Here is a 13,117-nt window from a genome sequence, read left to right on the forward strand (position 1 = left end):
GATGCATCCCGCCGTCACGGAGTCGGTCGACGCCCGAGCCCCGCTGGTCGATCCGGCGGTGGCCGACCGGGGCCGCGACCGGAGGCTGGTGGCCGGCATCGCGACGACGGTGGGCAGCCGGGCGGTCGGGGCCGTCGTGCCGCTGCTGCTGCTCCCGCTCACCCAGCGGTATCTCGGCGTGGAGCTGTTCGGCCTGTGGCAGGCGGTGACGGCACTCACCGCGATGGCGGCCTTCGCCGACCTCGGCCTGGGCAACGGGCTGATGACCAAGCTGGCGGACGCCCATGCCCGGGGCGACACCGTGCAGGCCAGACGCTACGTCTCCACCGCCTACCTGACCCTGGCCGGCGCGGCGGTCGCGGCCTGCGCTGCCCTCTGGATCGGGGCGCTCGCCATCCCGTGGGCAGCCGTGTTCAACCTGCCCGGCTCCGAGCTGGTGCCGACGGCCCGGGCCATGACGCTGGTCTGCCTGACCGTCTTCATCCTCAACGTGCCGATGTCGCTGGTCGTCCGGGTGCAGTACGGCGTCCAGCAGGTCGCCCGCGCCAACTCGTGGCAGCTGGCCGGGTCCCTGCTCTGCCTCCCGCTGACCCTGGTCGCCGTGGCCCTCGACGCCGGGCCGGTGCCCCTGGTGGCCGCCGCGGTGAGCGGCCCGCTGCTGGGCAACCTGGTGAACAGCCTGTGGCTGTACACCCGACGGATGCCCGAGCTGGCCCCGTCACTGCGGTACGTGGAGGCATCCGCCGCCCGGGCGTTGCTCCGGCTGGGCGGGATGTTTCTGCTGCTCACGGCCGTGCTGACGGTCGCGACCAACACCGACCCCCTGATCGTCGCCCAGACCCGCGGCCTGGCCGAGGTGGCCGTGTTCGCCGTGGCCGCCCGCCTGTTCGCCCAGTTGGGACTGCTCATGTCGATGATGACCACGGCGTTGTGGCCGGCGTACGGTGAGGCGCTGGCCCACGGACGGGTGGACTGGGTCCGTCGCCTCACCGGCCGGATGACCCTCATCGCGGCGGCAGCCGTCGGGTTGCCGACCGTCGTGGTGGCGCTCGTCGGTGGGGAGCCGCTGGCCACGCTGATGGGGATGGCGCAGGCACCGGACCGGTGGCTGCTCGCCGGCCTCGGTGCCTGGTGGATGGTGCTCGCGGTGGCCTCGCCCTGGTTCATGGTGCAGAACGCCGCCGGGGTGGTCCGCCCGCAGCTCGTCGGCTGGACGGCGTACCTCGTCCTGGCGGTGCCGCTGAAAGGGTGGGGCGCCGGGGCGCTGGGGATGGCCGCGGTGCCGTGGCTGGGTGCGGCTGTCGGGCTGGTGACGGTCGTCCCGGCGGCGCTGCTGGGCTACCGCCAGGTGCTGGCCCGGGCCCGACCGGCGGCGCACGGGCAGCGGGTGACGGCATGAACGGGCAGAGGGACCGGCCCCGCGTCCTCGTCGTCGGGGCGGAACCCTTCCGGGCCGCCACGGGCAGCGGCGTCACCCTGGCCAACCTCTTCGAGGGGTGGCCCCGGGACCGGCTCGCGCAGGTCTACACCGCCGCCGCGGAACCCTCCACCGAGGTCTGCTCCCGGTTTCACCGCGTCGACCCGCGCAGCAGCCCGATCGACCACCACGGACGGCGGTTGCTCAGCCGTGGCGGCTCGCCGTGGGGGCGGGGCGACGCGGCGATCGGGGCGGTACCGGTGTCGGCGGGGGCACCCTCGTCGGCCCGGCTGCACGCCGAACTGCGGGCCCTGGCCGACCTGAGCCCGCTGCGGGTCGCCGGCCCGCTGGTCGAGTGGGTCCGGGCGTTCCGCCCGGACGTGGTCTACTCGATGCTGGGCAGCGTACGGATCATGCGGCTGGCCGACCGGCTGGCCGAGTGCAGTGGCGCGCCCCTGGTGCCCCACTTCATGGACGACTGGCCGGCGACCCTCTACGCCTCCGGCGAGCTGCTCGGCTACGGGCGGCGCTCGGTCCGGCGCCACCTGGACCGGGTCATGCGACGCTGCGTCAGCGGCCTGTGCATCAGCGACGAGATGGCCAGGGAGTACGAGCGGCGGTACGACCGGCCGTTCGCGGCGTTCGCCAACTGCGTCGACGAGAGCGCCTTCGCCGACCCGGTGGACGCCTCGGCGCGGCCCGGGGCGCTGCGCCTGAGCTACGTGGGGGGCCTGCACCTCGACCGGTGGGCCGCGCTGCGTCAGGTCGGCCTCGCCCTCGGCGAACTGCCCGGGGAGCTGCCTCGACCGCGGTTGACGGTGCACGCGCCCGAGGCGGACCTGGCCCGCTACCGGGACCGGTTCGCCGACTGCCCGCAGGTCCACTTCGGGGCGTCCCTGCGCGGCGCGGAGGTCACCCGCGCGTTGGCCGAGGCCGACGTCCTGGTGCACGTGGAGTCGTTCCGGGCGGAGCTGCGGCGCTACACCCGTTTCTCGCTCTCCACGAAGATCCCCCAGTACCTGGCCGCCGGGCGGCCTGTCCTGGCCCACGGCCCGGGGGAGCTCGCCTCCATGCGGCACCTCGACGCCGCCGGGGCCGCGGTGGTGGTGGGCGTCGACGACCAGGGACAGCTGCGGCACGCCCTCGAACGGCTCTGCCGGGACGCCGCGCTGCGCGGTCGGCTGGCCCGTGCCGGGCACGACTGGGCGCGGCAGCACCACAGCAAGGGCCAGGTGGCCCGGGCATTCGCCGCCCGCCTGGCAGAAGTCTCCGCCGTACCCGGCCCGGTGCCGGAGAGGACGATGCTATGACGGATCCATCCGGATGGGTGGCGTACGTGGGGCCGTTCCGCTACCCGTGGGGCGAGGCCTGCTCCCGGCGGGTCGACGGGATCGCCCAATCGCTGGCCCTGGCCGGCCGGCACGTGGTGGTGGTCGGCGGGGAGCACACCCCGGCCGAGCCTCGACCGGTCGACGCCGTGGCGGGCCCGGGCACGATATCCCACGTCGGGGTGGGCGAGTTGCCGCCCGCCGGGGCGAGCCCGGCGGCCAGGGCGACCCAGGTGCTCCTCCGCTGGGGGGCGCGGACCGTCGCCTGGCTGGCGGCGCAACCGACCCGACCGTCACATGTCGTGGTCTACGGCGGCGGGACGCCGTACATGGTCCACCTGCGCCGGTGGTGCCGGCGCCACGGGGTTCCGCTGGTGGTCGACGTGGTCGAGTGGTACAGCCCTCGGCAACTGGTCGGCGGAGCGCTGGGCCCCCTGCACCTGTCGGCGAAGCGCGCCCTGCGTCACCACTATCCGCGCTGCTCGGGCGTCATCGCCATCAGCACCCTGCTCGAGGAGCACTTCCGGCAGCGGGGCTGCCCGGTGGTGCGGGTGCCACCGACCCTCGACGTGCGGCAGTTGGCGGGCGCGCCGGAGGCCCCGGCCACCGGGCGGGACGGGCTCACGCTGGTCTACGCCGGCACCCCCGGTCGCAAGGACCTGCTCGGCACCGTCGTCGAGGCGGTCGAGGCGGTGGCGCGCTCCGGTGCGCGGCTGCGGCTACGGGTGGTGGGGCCGTCCCGCCAACAGCTGCGGGACCTGCTCGGCGGCGACCCGCCGGAGATGGTGGAGGTGATCGGCCGCGTGCCGCAGTGGACGGTGCCGCAGCTGCTGCGCGAGGCCGACTTCAGCGTCCTGCTCCGGCCGCCGGCGCGCTACGCCAACGCCGGCTTCCCGACGAAGGTCTGCGAGTCGATGGCGAACGGCACCCCGGTGATCTGCAACCTGACCAGCGACCTGGGCCGCTACCTGGAGGACGGCGTCAACGCCCTGGTCTGCGCCGACCACTCCGTGGCCGCGCTGACGGCGATGCTGCACCGGGCGGTGCGGTTGACCGCCGAGGAACGGCTGCTCATGCGCAAGGCCGCCCGGGAGCAGGCGCTGGACTCCTTCGACGTCCGGGCGTACGCACAGCCGCTGGCGCGGCTACTCGATTCTGTGCAGGAGGTAACGGGTGCCGGACACCGGGGACACTGAGATGCCGGAGCGGATGCGGGTGTGCGTGGTGGGGCCGCTGCCGCCACCGATGGGAGGCATCGCCCGCGGGGTGGCGATGCTGGTCAATCGGTTCCGCGACGACCCGGCGGTCCGTATCGAGGTGGTCGACATCGCCCAGCAGTGGCGCGGCGTGCACGACCTCGGGCGGGGTCGGCGCCTGACCGCGGGCGTACGCCAGCTCACGGCCGGCGCCGTGACACTGCGCCGCGTCCTGGCCGCAGGCCGGACCGACGTCGTGCACCTGCACTCGTCCGGTGGCCCCGGCGTCCTCCGGGACCTGGCGTTACTGCTCATCACCCGGGTGTACCGGCGACCGGCCATCTACCACCTGCACTTCGGGCGGATTCCCGAGATCGCGGGGCGCGGCAGCCGGGAGTGGCGGTTGATGGCCCCGGCAATGCGGCTGGCGACGGCCGTTCTGGTCCTCGACGAGGCGTCCGAGGCCACCGTCCGCAACCAGCTCCCGACGGTGTGGGTGCGGCGGATGCCGAACGGAGTGGACCTCGACCGGCTCCCGGCGCCACACCGGGACCCCGCGCCGGCGGAACGCACGGTGCTGTTCGTCGGCTGGTTCCTGCGCGCCAAGGGGGTCGAGGACCTGCTGGCCGCGTGGCGGACGGCCGCGCAGCCGGGCTGGCGGCTGCTCTTCGTCGGCCCCGCCGACCCGGCCTACCTGCGATCGGTGACCGAGCAGCACCAGCCGCCGGCGTCGGTGTCCTTCCTGGGCGAGCTGCCGCACACGGACGCCCTCGCCATGATGGCCCGCTGCGACCTGTTCGTCCTGCCCAGCCACACCGAGGGGTTCCCCAACGTGGTGGTCGAGGCGATGGCGCTCGGCTGCCCGGTCGTCGCCACCGACGTGGGGGCGACCGCCGAGATCCTCGGCGACGACAGCGGGGTGGTCGTCGCGCCCTCGGACCCCACCGGCCTCGCCGCGGCGCTGCGGGAGCTGATGACCGACCCGGTGCGCCGTGCCGAGCTGGCCGACCGGGCCCGGGACCGGGTGCACCGGCTCTACGGGCTACAGAGCGTGCTGCGCCAGCACACCGACCTGTGGCGTCGGGTCGCCGCTTCCCCCCGGCACGACCGCCGATCGCCGGCCGCCGCGCGGGGAAAGCACCCCGTCGGGTCCTGACCGGCGGGCCCTGCGGTGGTGCCGGCCGCCGGTGCCCTGTGGCCGGTCGACCGCGAGGGCGGGCACGAGCGAGAACAACGCCAGCGGTAGCCAGGCGGCCAGGGCGGCCTCCCAGTGGCCGGTGAGCCAGATCGGCAGGAACATCACCAGGAACAGCCCGGCCAGCCGCGCGCCGAGCCGGGAGGCGCGCCCGACGGGCCGCACGGCGGCGGCCAGGACGGCTGCGTAGCACAGCACGCCCACGAGCCCGAGGTCGGCGCCGAGGGTGAGGAGGAGACTGTGGGCGCCGATTCCCCATGAGCTGACCGCCATGAACGCGCCCGCCCCGATCCCGGCGAGCGGGGACTGCCCCCAGACGGCGACGGCCTCGGGCCAGACCAGCATCCGGCCGGCGAGGTCACCGGTCGCGCGGTCGGCGACGAGGCCGTCGAGCCGCAGCAGCGTCACCTCGCCCATGCCGAGCGGTACCAGGAGCAGGACCGCCGGGACGACCACCGCCGCCACCAGCCAGCACGCCCGGGGAGTCGCCCGGCTGCACAGCAGGTAGGCGGCCCCGAGCAGCAGCGCGGCCAGGGCGCCCCGCGTGCCGCTGAGCAGCACCGCGTAGCTCAGCAGCGCCACGATCGCGTAGAGCACGAGGCGTGCCGCGCGGGGCAGCCCACCGACGGTGCCCAGCAGCACCGCCAGCAGGATCCCGGCGACCATCGTGTAGGCGGTCAGGTTGATGTTGAATCCCTCGATGCCGTACCGGACGCTGAGGTCGAAGGCTCCCGCCCGGCCCAGGTCGCCGCTGACGGAGGGGTCACGGATCAGCTCGTACGTCCGGACGAGACACCCGGCGAGGAACGCGCCACCGACCGCGAGCAGGTCCCGGGCGGTGGTCACGATGTGCCGCACCGCGACCAGCAGCAGCACGCAGGTGCCGTACAGGTAGACGGCGCTGCGGGTCGCCGCGGTGTCGACCGTCCACCCGAGGCTGGCGACCACCCACACGCCGAGCAGCAGGGCGAGCACGTCGACCAGCCCGGGCCGGGGAAAGCGACCACTGAGGGCGACGGCGACCAGCAGAGCAGGAGCCAGATAGGTCTGATCCACCGACCAGCAGGCCAGAAAGGCGACGCCGCTGAGGATCGCCACGCTGGCCAGCGTGGCGTAGCGCCGAGGGGCCCGTCGCCGGTGCGTGCCGAGCGGGCGGGCGGATCCGGACAGGAGGCCTGGAGGTACGTCTCCCACGCTGTAGCCCTTCGGATTCGGTGACCAGGCGGCATATCCGCTGCGGTCGCCAGTCTCCCATCTCTTTCTTGATTAAGCGGGCATTCGTAGTGATTGTCGGATGAAAGGCGTTTCTCCGGTACGGGAGTGGTCGTTCCTCACAACGAACCCGCCGGGCGTACGGGGGCGGGGCACGTCGAACCGACATGGGAGCGGGAGTGACCACAAATTCCAACGGCCAGCGGGTACTCATCACCGGCGGCACGGGTTCCTTCGGCAAGACGATGGTGCGCCGCCTCCTCGACCGCGGCGTCGGCGAGGTCCGGGTGCTCAGCCGCGACGAGGCCAAGCAGGACGACATGCGCCGGCAGCTCGGCGACGACCGGGTGCGCTACCACGTCGGGGACGTGCGTGACTACGACTCGGTGCTGCGGGCCAGCCGGGGGATCGACTACATCTTCCACGCGGCGGCGCTCAAGCAGGTGCCCTCGTGCGAGTTCTTCCCGCTGGAGGCGGTGCGGACCAACGTCCTGGGCAGCGCCAACGTCGTCGAGGCGGCGGAGCGCAACGGCGTCGGCTCCGTGGTCGTGCTGAGCACCGACAAGGCCGTCTACCCCGTCAACGCGATGGGGATGAGCAAGGCCATGATGGAGAAGGTCGCCCAGGCGCACGCCCGGAACAACCCGAACAGCGCGACCACGGTCTCCTGCGTCCGGTACGGCAACGTCATGTACTCCCGCGGCTCGGTGATCCCGCTGTTCATCGAGCAGATCAAGGCGGGCCGGGCGCCCACGGTGACGGACCCGGGGATGACGCGCTTCCTGATGTCGCTGGCCGACTCGGTGGAGCTGGTCGAGCACGCCTTCCAGCACGCCCGGCCCGGCGACATCTTCATCCGCAAGGCCGTCGCCTGCACCGTCGGCGACCTGGCCGAGGCGGTCTGCGAACTCTTCGACGTGCCCGCGAAGCTGGACGTGATCGGCGTACGGCACGGCGAGAAGCAGGACGAGACGCTGGCCAGCCGGGAGGAACTCGCCCAGGCGGACGACTTCGGCGACTTCCTCCGGGTGCCGCTGGACGCCCGCGACCTCAACTACGCGCTCTACGTCTCCGAGGGCGAGCTGGGCCAGGGGCCGCGGGAGGACTTCAACTCCGCCAACGCGCCGCGGCTGGGCGTACCGGAGATCGTCGAGCTGCTGAAGACGCTGCCGGAGGTCCGCGCGGAGCTGGCCCTGCGGGACCCGGTGCTGGCGTGCTGAGGCTGGCGGTCACCGGCGCCGGCGGCTTCCTCGGCTGGCACGTGCGGGTGCTGCTGCGCGTCCTCGACTGGCCGGAGCCCGTCGTCGTCACCCGGGCCGACCTGACCGACCCGGAGCGGGTCGCGGCGAAGGTCGACGGCGTCGACCGGGTGCTGCACCTGGCCGGGGTCAACCGGGGCGAGCCGGCCGACGTCGCCGCCGGCAACGTGCAGCTCGCCGCCCAGCTCGCGCAGGGCCTCAAGCACTGCCCGACCCCGCCCGCCACGGTGGTCTTCGCCAACTCGGTGCAGGCCGGCAACGGCACGCCCTACGGCGACGCCAAGGCCGCCGCCGCCGGCATCCTGGCCGACACGGGCCTGCCCGTCGACGACGTCCTGCTGCCCAACCTGTACGGCGAGCACGGCCGGCCGTACTACAACTCCGCGGTCGCGACGTTCTGCCGGCTGCTCGCCGAGGGCGGGCAGCCGGAGGTGCACGGCGACCGCGAGCTGAGCCTGGTGCACGTCACCGACGCGGCGGCCCGGCTCGTCGGCGTACCGGCCGGTGGCTCGTGGGACCCGGCCATGCCGGTGCTGCGGACCGGCGTACGGGCCCTCGCCGACCGGCTCGCCGACGTCGCGGCCACCTACCGGACGGGCGAGCTGCCGGCCCTGGCGGACCGGCACGACGTGCGGCTGTTCAACACGTACCGCTCGCACTGCTTCCCGGCGCACTACCCGCTGGCGCTGCCCCGCCGGGCGGACGCCCGGGGCGAGCTGGTCGAGACGGTCAGGGCGCACGGGGGAGGCGGCCAGACCTTCTGCTCCACCACCCGGCCCGGCGTCACCCGCGGCGAGCACTTCCACCTGGCCAAGGTGGAACGCTTCGTCGTGCTGCGGGGCTCGGCGGAGATCAGCCTGCGCCGGGTCGGCGACACCGCGGTGGTGCGGTTCCCGGTCTCCGGCGACGAGCCGGTGCTGGTGGACATGCCCACCATGTGGGCGCACAAGCTGGTCAACACCGGCGCCGACGACCTGGTCACCATGTTCTGGACGAACGAGCTGTTCGACCCGGGACGGCCGGACACCTGGCCCGAGCCGGTGGAGACGGGCCGGCCGGAGCACGCCGTGGCCGTCGCGTGAGGATCGGCCTGGTCAGCCAGTGGTACCCGCCCGAAGGGGTGTTCATCCCGGGCAACCTGGCGCGGCAACTGGCCGGGCGCGGCCACGACGTGCGGGTGCTGACCACCTTCCCGAGCTATCCGCACGGCCGGACCTTCCCCGGCTGGCGGCAGCGCTGGAGGCACACCGAGACCGACGGGCCGGTCGCCGTCCGGCGCGTGCCCGCCTACCCCAGCCACGACACGTCCGCCGCCCGGCGCGCGCTGAGCCACCTGTCCTTCGGGGCCAGCAGCGCGCTGGGCGGCGTCCGCTGGTTCGCGGGCGTCGACGTCACCTACGTCTACCACCCGCCACCCACCTCCGCCGCCGCGGCGGCGCTGGCCCGCCTGGCCCGGCGTACGCCGATCGTGCTGCACGTCCAGGACCTGTGGCCGGAGTCGGTGCTCGGCTCGGGCATGGCTCCCGCGGGCCGGGCGGGCCGGGCCCTGGAGCGCGGCGTCGCCGCGCTGATGCGCGCGACGTACCGCCTGGCCGGCGCCGTCGTGGTGATCTCGCCGGCGATGGCCGACCTGGTCGTGGCCCGCGGCGCGGACCCCGACCGGGTCCGGGTGGTGTGGAACTGGACCGACGACGCGCTGTTCCGGCCGGTGCCGGCCACCGACGAGGCCCGCGCGGCGCTCGGTCACCGCGGGCGCTGCACGGTGATGTTCGCCGGCAACATCGGCCTGTTGCAGGGGATCGAGACCGCGATCCGGGCGGCGGCCGCCGTGCGCGACCGGATCGACCTGGTGCTGGTGGGCTCGGGTGCCGGCGAGCAGGCTGCGCGCCGGCTCGCCGCGGACCTCGGCGCCGACAACGTGCGGTTCGTCGGCCGGCAGCCCGCCGAACGGATGGCCGCGCTGTACGCCGCCGCCGACTGGCAGCTGGTCTGCCTGCGGGACCTGCCCGCGCTGCGCGGCAGCATCCCGTCGAAGCTGCAGGCCGCGCTGGCCTGCGGCACGCCGGTGATCGCGTCCGTGGGCGGTGACGCCGCGGCCCTGGTCCGTTCGGCCGGGGTCGGCCTGGTCTCCCCGCCGGGGGACTGGCGTGCGCTCGCCGCGCGCTTCTCCGTCGCGGCGGCCGAGTCCGCGGCGGTCCGGGCGGAACTGGGCCAGCGGGCCCGACGGGTCTACCAGGAGCGCATGTCGCTACGGGTGGGCGTGGACCAGTTCGAGGACATCATGACCAAGCTGGCAGCAGAGAGAGGACGGGCATGACCCGGATCATGACGGTGGTCGGCACCCGACCCGAGATCATCCGACTGTCCCGGGTGATCGCCCGGCTCGACGACACGGTGGACCACCTGCTGGTGCACACCGGACAGAACTGGGACAGCACGCTCTCCGACGTCTTCTTCAAGGAGTTGCGGCTGCGCGAACCGGACCGCTTCCTGCGGGTGGACACCTCGTCGCTCGGCCGGGTGCTGGGCGGCGTGCTGGTCGGCATGGAGGCGGCGATCGCCGAGACCCGGCCCGACGCGCTGCTCGTGCTCGGCGACACCAACAGCTGCATCGCCGCGCTGATGGCCCGACGGATGCGGGTGCCGGTCTACCACATGGAGGCCGGCAACCGCTGCTTCGACCTCAACGTCCCCGAGGAGACCAACCGGCGGCTGGTCGACCACGTCGCCGACTTCAACCTGGTCTACACCGAGCACGCCCGGCGCAACCTGCTCGCCGAAGGGCTGCACCCGCGTCGGATCCTGCACACCGGCTCGCCCATGCGGGAGGTGCTGGAGCACTACCGGGCCGACGTCGCCGCCTCGGGCGTCCTGCGCCAGCTCGACCTCGCACCCGGCCGGTACTTCGTGGTCAGCGCGCACCGCGAGGAGAACGTGGACCAGCCGGACCGCCTCCAGCGCCTGCTCGACTGCCTCAGGGCCGTCCGCGACCGGTGGGGGCACCCGGTGCTGGTCTCCACGCACCCGCGTACCCGCAAGCGGCTGGAGGCGTTGGCGCCGGACACGACCGCCCTCGACCGCATCGCGTTCCACGAGCCGTTCGGCCTCTTCGACTACGTGCACCTGCAGACCAGGGCCTTCTGCACGCTCTCCGACAGCGGCACGATCAGCGAGGAGGCCGCGATCCTCGGCTTCCCCGCCGTGACGCTGCGCGAGTCGATCGAGCGCCCCGAGGCGCTGGACGCCGGCGGCATCATCATGACCGGGCTCGACCCGCAGGGCGTCGTGGAGGCGGTCGAGGTCACCGTGGCCCAGGTCGCCGCCCAGGGGGTGCCGTGCCCCGTCGACTACCGGGTCCCGGACACCTCCCGCCGCGTGGTCGACTTCATCCTCTCCACCGTCCGCCGGCACCACGACTGGGCGGGCATCCGCCGCTGACCCGGAACCACGAGGGCCGGCGACCGGAAGCTCCGGTCGCCGGCCCTCACCGTGTGGCGGGTCAGCGGGACAACGGCACCTGCACGGAGGCGCGGGGGACCGGCCCGACCGGGTGGTCGCAGAGCACGGCGAGCTGCGCGACCACCTTCTCCGGATCGTCGTACGGGTCGAGGCCGCTGACCTCCATCGGATCCAGGGCGGGCACCGCCACGTGCGACACCAGCGGGTGCAGCGGGCGGGCGTCGGTCTCGCCGGTGCCGAACAGGTCCTCGTGCAGCTTCTCGCCGGGGCGCAGTCCGGTGTAGACGATCGGCACACTGCTGTCCGCCTGCTCGGCCAACTGCCGGGCCAGGTCGGCGATGCGGACAGGCTCGCCCATGTCCAGCACCAGGGCCTCCCCGTCGCGGCCGATCTCGGCGGCCTGCAACACCAGGTGCACCGCCTCCTGCACCGTCATCAGGTAGCGGCTCACCTCCGGGTGGGTGACGGTGAGCGGGTGGCCCAGCTCGATCTGCCGCTGGAACGCGGTCACGACCGACCCGCGGCTGCTCAGCACGTTGCCAAAGCGGACGCTGAGGAAGGTGCCGGGGAAGCGGGAGGAGGCGTGCGCGGTCAGCCGCTCGGTGATCCGCTTCGAGTAGCCGAGGACGCTGATCGGGTCGGCGGCCTTGTCGGTGGAGATGTTGACGAAGCGGGCCACGTCGCGGCACGCGTCGAGCACGGAGAGGGTGCCCCAGACGTTCGTCTTCACCGCCTCGCCGGGGTGCCGCTCCAGCAGCGTGAGGTGCTTGAGCGCGGCGGCGTGGAAGATGACGTCCGGCCGGCGCTCCCGCAGGATCCGCCGGATGCCCTCGTCGTCGCGCAGGTCGGCGAGGATCAGCTCGGGACCGTCCAGCATGGCACGGCCGGTCAGCGACATCTGGAGGCTGTGCAGGGCCGACTCGTCGCGGTCGAGCATCATCAGCTCGCCCGGGTCCGTCTTCATCAGCTGCCGGCACAGCTCCGAACCGATGGAGCCGCCGGCGCCGGTCACCAGGATCCGCCGGCCGCTGAGTCCGTCGCCGCTCAGCGCCATGTCGGCGACCACCTGCCGGCGGCCGAGCAGGTCGTCGATCTGCACGTCGCGGACGTCGGTGACGGTGATCCGGTGGTCGACGAGGTCCCGTACCGGCGGCAGCACCTTGAACATCGCCCCGGTCCGGAGGGTGGCCTCGCGGATCTGCCGGATCAGCGCGGCGTCGGCGTTGGCGACGGAGAAGATCACGGTCGTCGCGCCGGTGCGCCGGACGGCCGCCGCCACGTCCTGACGCCCACCGAGCACGCGTACGCCGCCGATGCGCAGGTCCCGCTTGTCGGGGTCGTCGTCGAGGGCGCCCACGGGCCGGTAGCGTCCGCGCGGGTCGCCGAGCATGGCCCGGAGCAGGCCCTGCCCGGCGTCGCCGAGCCCGAACAGCAGCACCGGGTTGGAGGATCGGGCGTCGGGGCGCATGGCGAGGTCGCGACGGTGCCGGTAGGTGAACCGGGCGGTCAGCATGAACAGCAGCGCCAGGGCGCCGCCGACCAGCGGCGTGCTCGCCGGCACCGGTCGTACGCCGGCCGGCAGCAGCCCGATCAGCATGATCGCGGCGGTGGTGGCCGCCGTGCCCGCGACGCCCTGCACCTCCTGGAGGCTGCCCAGCGGGTGGCGTCCGGAGTAGATCCGGCGGACCGCCGCGACGGCCACGTGCACGACCGCGGCGAGGACGCCGCAGGTGGCGGCGCGCGCGAGCTGGCCGGATGCCAGGTCGAGTTCGTAACGGAACCAGACCGCCGCGACGAACCCGCCGACCCAGGCGGTGCTGTCGGTGGCGAGGAATCCGATGGTGCGGCGGCGGGCCCTGGCCCGGTGCGACCCCTGCTCACCGAGTCGGGTGGTCTCTGTTTCCGGCGGCATCTGTGCTCCCCTGTCCGTCTCCGACCGCTTCCGCCGCAGGGCGGAAGGAGCTTTGGGCTCTTTAAGTTGATACATGCCCGAGAGTGATGTTTGGAGCTTTTCAGGTTTGATGACCGAATTTTCGTCCGTCGAGCCGATG

General features: G+C 73.7%; 10 protein-coding genes. 8 read left to right on the plus strand and 2 right to left on the minus strand.

Going from position 1 to position 13,117, the window contains the following annotated elements; translation table 11 throughout:
- Position 1: 1 nt before the first annotated feature.
- Genes ACLQ22_RS18735 through ACLQ22_RS18750 form a run of 4 tightly spaced genes read left to right on the plus strand, consistent with a single transcriptional unit; the run spans position 2 to position 5,097 of the window.
- The gene (locus ACLQ22_RS18735) at positions 2–1,399 is read left to right on the plus strand and encodes a lipopolysaccharide biosynthesis protein (RefSeq protein WP_425693444.1); all 1,398 of its coding nucleotides are present in this window, start codon (positions 2–4) and stop codon (positions 1,397–1,399) included.
- On the plus strand, positions 1,396–2,727 hold the full coding sequence (locus ACLQ22_RS18740) for a glycosyltransferase family protein (RefSeq protein ID WP_425693445.1): 1,332 nt from the start codon (positions 1,396–1,398) through the stop codon (positions 2,725–2,727). The genes ACLQ22_RS18735 and ACLQ22_RS18740 overlap by 4 nt, the downstream gene beginning before the upstream one ends.
- Positions 2,724–3,941 carry a glycosyltransferase gene (locus tag ACLQ22_RS18745; protein ID WP_425693446.1) on the plus strand — a complete coding sequence of 406 codons (1,218 nt, stop codon included), beginning with the start codon at positions 2,724–2,726 and terminating at the stop codon, positions 3,939–3,941. The genes ACLQ22_RS18740 and ACLQ22_RS18745 overlap by 4 nt, the downstream gene beginning before the upstream one ends.
- Entirely contained in the window at positions 3,919–5,097 is a 1,179-nt protein-coding gene (locus tag ACLQ22_RS18750; RefSeq protein WP_425693447.1) for a glycosyltransferase family 4 protein, read from the plus strand. Before ACLQ22_RS18745 ends, ACLQ22_RS18750 begins: the two co-directional genes overlap by 23 nt.
- Here ACLQ22_RS18750 and ACLQ22_RS18755 read toward each other — a convergent pair.
- Positions 4,984–6,234: an O-antigen ligase family protein gene (locus ACLQ22_RS18755; protein WP_425693448.1), complete on the minus strand. Its 1,251-nt coding sequence runs from the start codon at positions 6,232–6,234 to the stop codon at positions 4,984–4,986. The two genes, ACLQ22_RS18750 and ACLQ22_RS18755, sit on opposite strands and share 114 nt — an antisense overlap.
- Before the next feature lie 293 nt (positions 6,235–6,527).
- On the opposite strand from ACLQ22_RS18755, the gene ACLQ22_RS18760 reads away from it, so the two are divergent.
- From ACLQ22_RS18760 to wecB, 4 genes are read left to right on the plus strand one after another with little or no spacing between them, the layout of a single operon-like run.
- Positions 6,528–7,568: an SDR family NAD(P)-dependent oxidoreductase gene (locus ACLQ22_RS18760; RefSeq protein ID WP_425693449.1), complete on the plus strand. Its 1,041-nt coding sequence runs from the start codon at positions 6,528–6,530 to the stop codon at positions 7,566–7,568.
- On the plus strand, positions 7,562–8,689 hold the full coding sequence (locus ACLQ22_RS18765) for an NAD-dependent epimerase/dehydratase family protein (protein ID WP_425693450.1): 1,128 nt from the start codon (positions 7,562–7,564) through the stop codon (positions 8,687–8,689). Before ACLQ22_RS18760 ends, ACLQ22_RS18765 begins: the two co-directional genes overlap by 7 nt.
- Positions 8,686–9,924: a glycosyltransferase family 4 protein gene (locus ACLQ22_RS18770; RefSeq protein WP_425693451.1), complete on the plus strand. Its 1,239-nt coding sequence runs from the start codon at positions 8,686–8,688 to the stop codon at positions 9,922–9,924. Before ACLQ22_RS18765 ends, ACLQ22_RS18770 begins: the two co-directional genes overlap by 4 nt.
- Positions 9,921–11,045, plus strand: a complete 1,125-nt coding sequence (gene wecB, locus ACLQ22_RS18775; RefSeq protein WP_425693452.1) for a non-hydrolyzing UDP-N-acetylglucosamine 2-epimerase — start codon at positions 9,921–9,923, stop codon at positions 11,043–11,045. Before ACLQ22_RS18770 ends, wecB begins: the two co-directional genes overlap by 4 nt.
- 61 nt (positions 11,046–11,106) lie before the next feature.
- Here the strand turns inward: wecB and ACLQ22_RS18780 are convergent, their stop codons facing one another.
- The gene (locus tag ACLQ22_RS18780) at positions 11,107–12,978 is read right to left on the minus strand and encodes a polysaccharide biosynthesis protein (protein WP_425693453.1); all 1,872 of its coding nucleotides are present in this window, start codon (positions 12,976–12,978) and stop codon (positions 11,107–11,109) included.
- Positions 12,979–13,117 lie beyond the last annotated feature (139 nt).

It is taken from the genome of Micromonospora sp. DT178 (assembly GCF_049841695.1).
Classification (GTDB): domain Bacteria; phylum Actinomycetota; class Actinomycetes; order Mycobacteriales; family Micromonosporaceae; genus Micromonospora.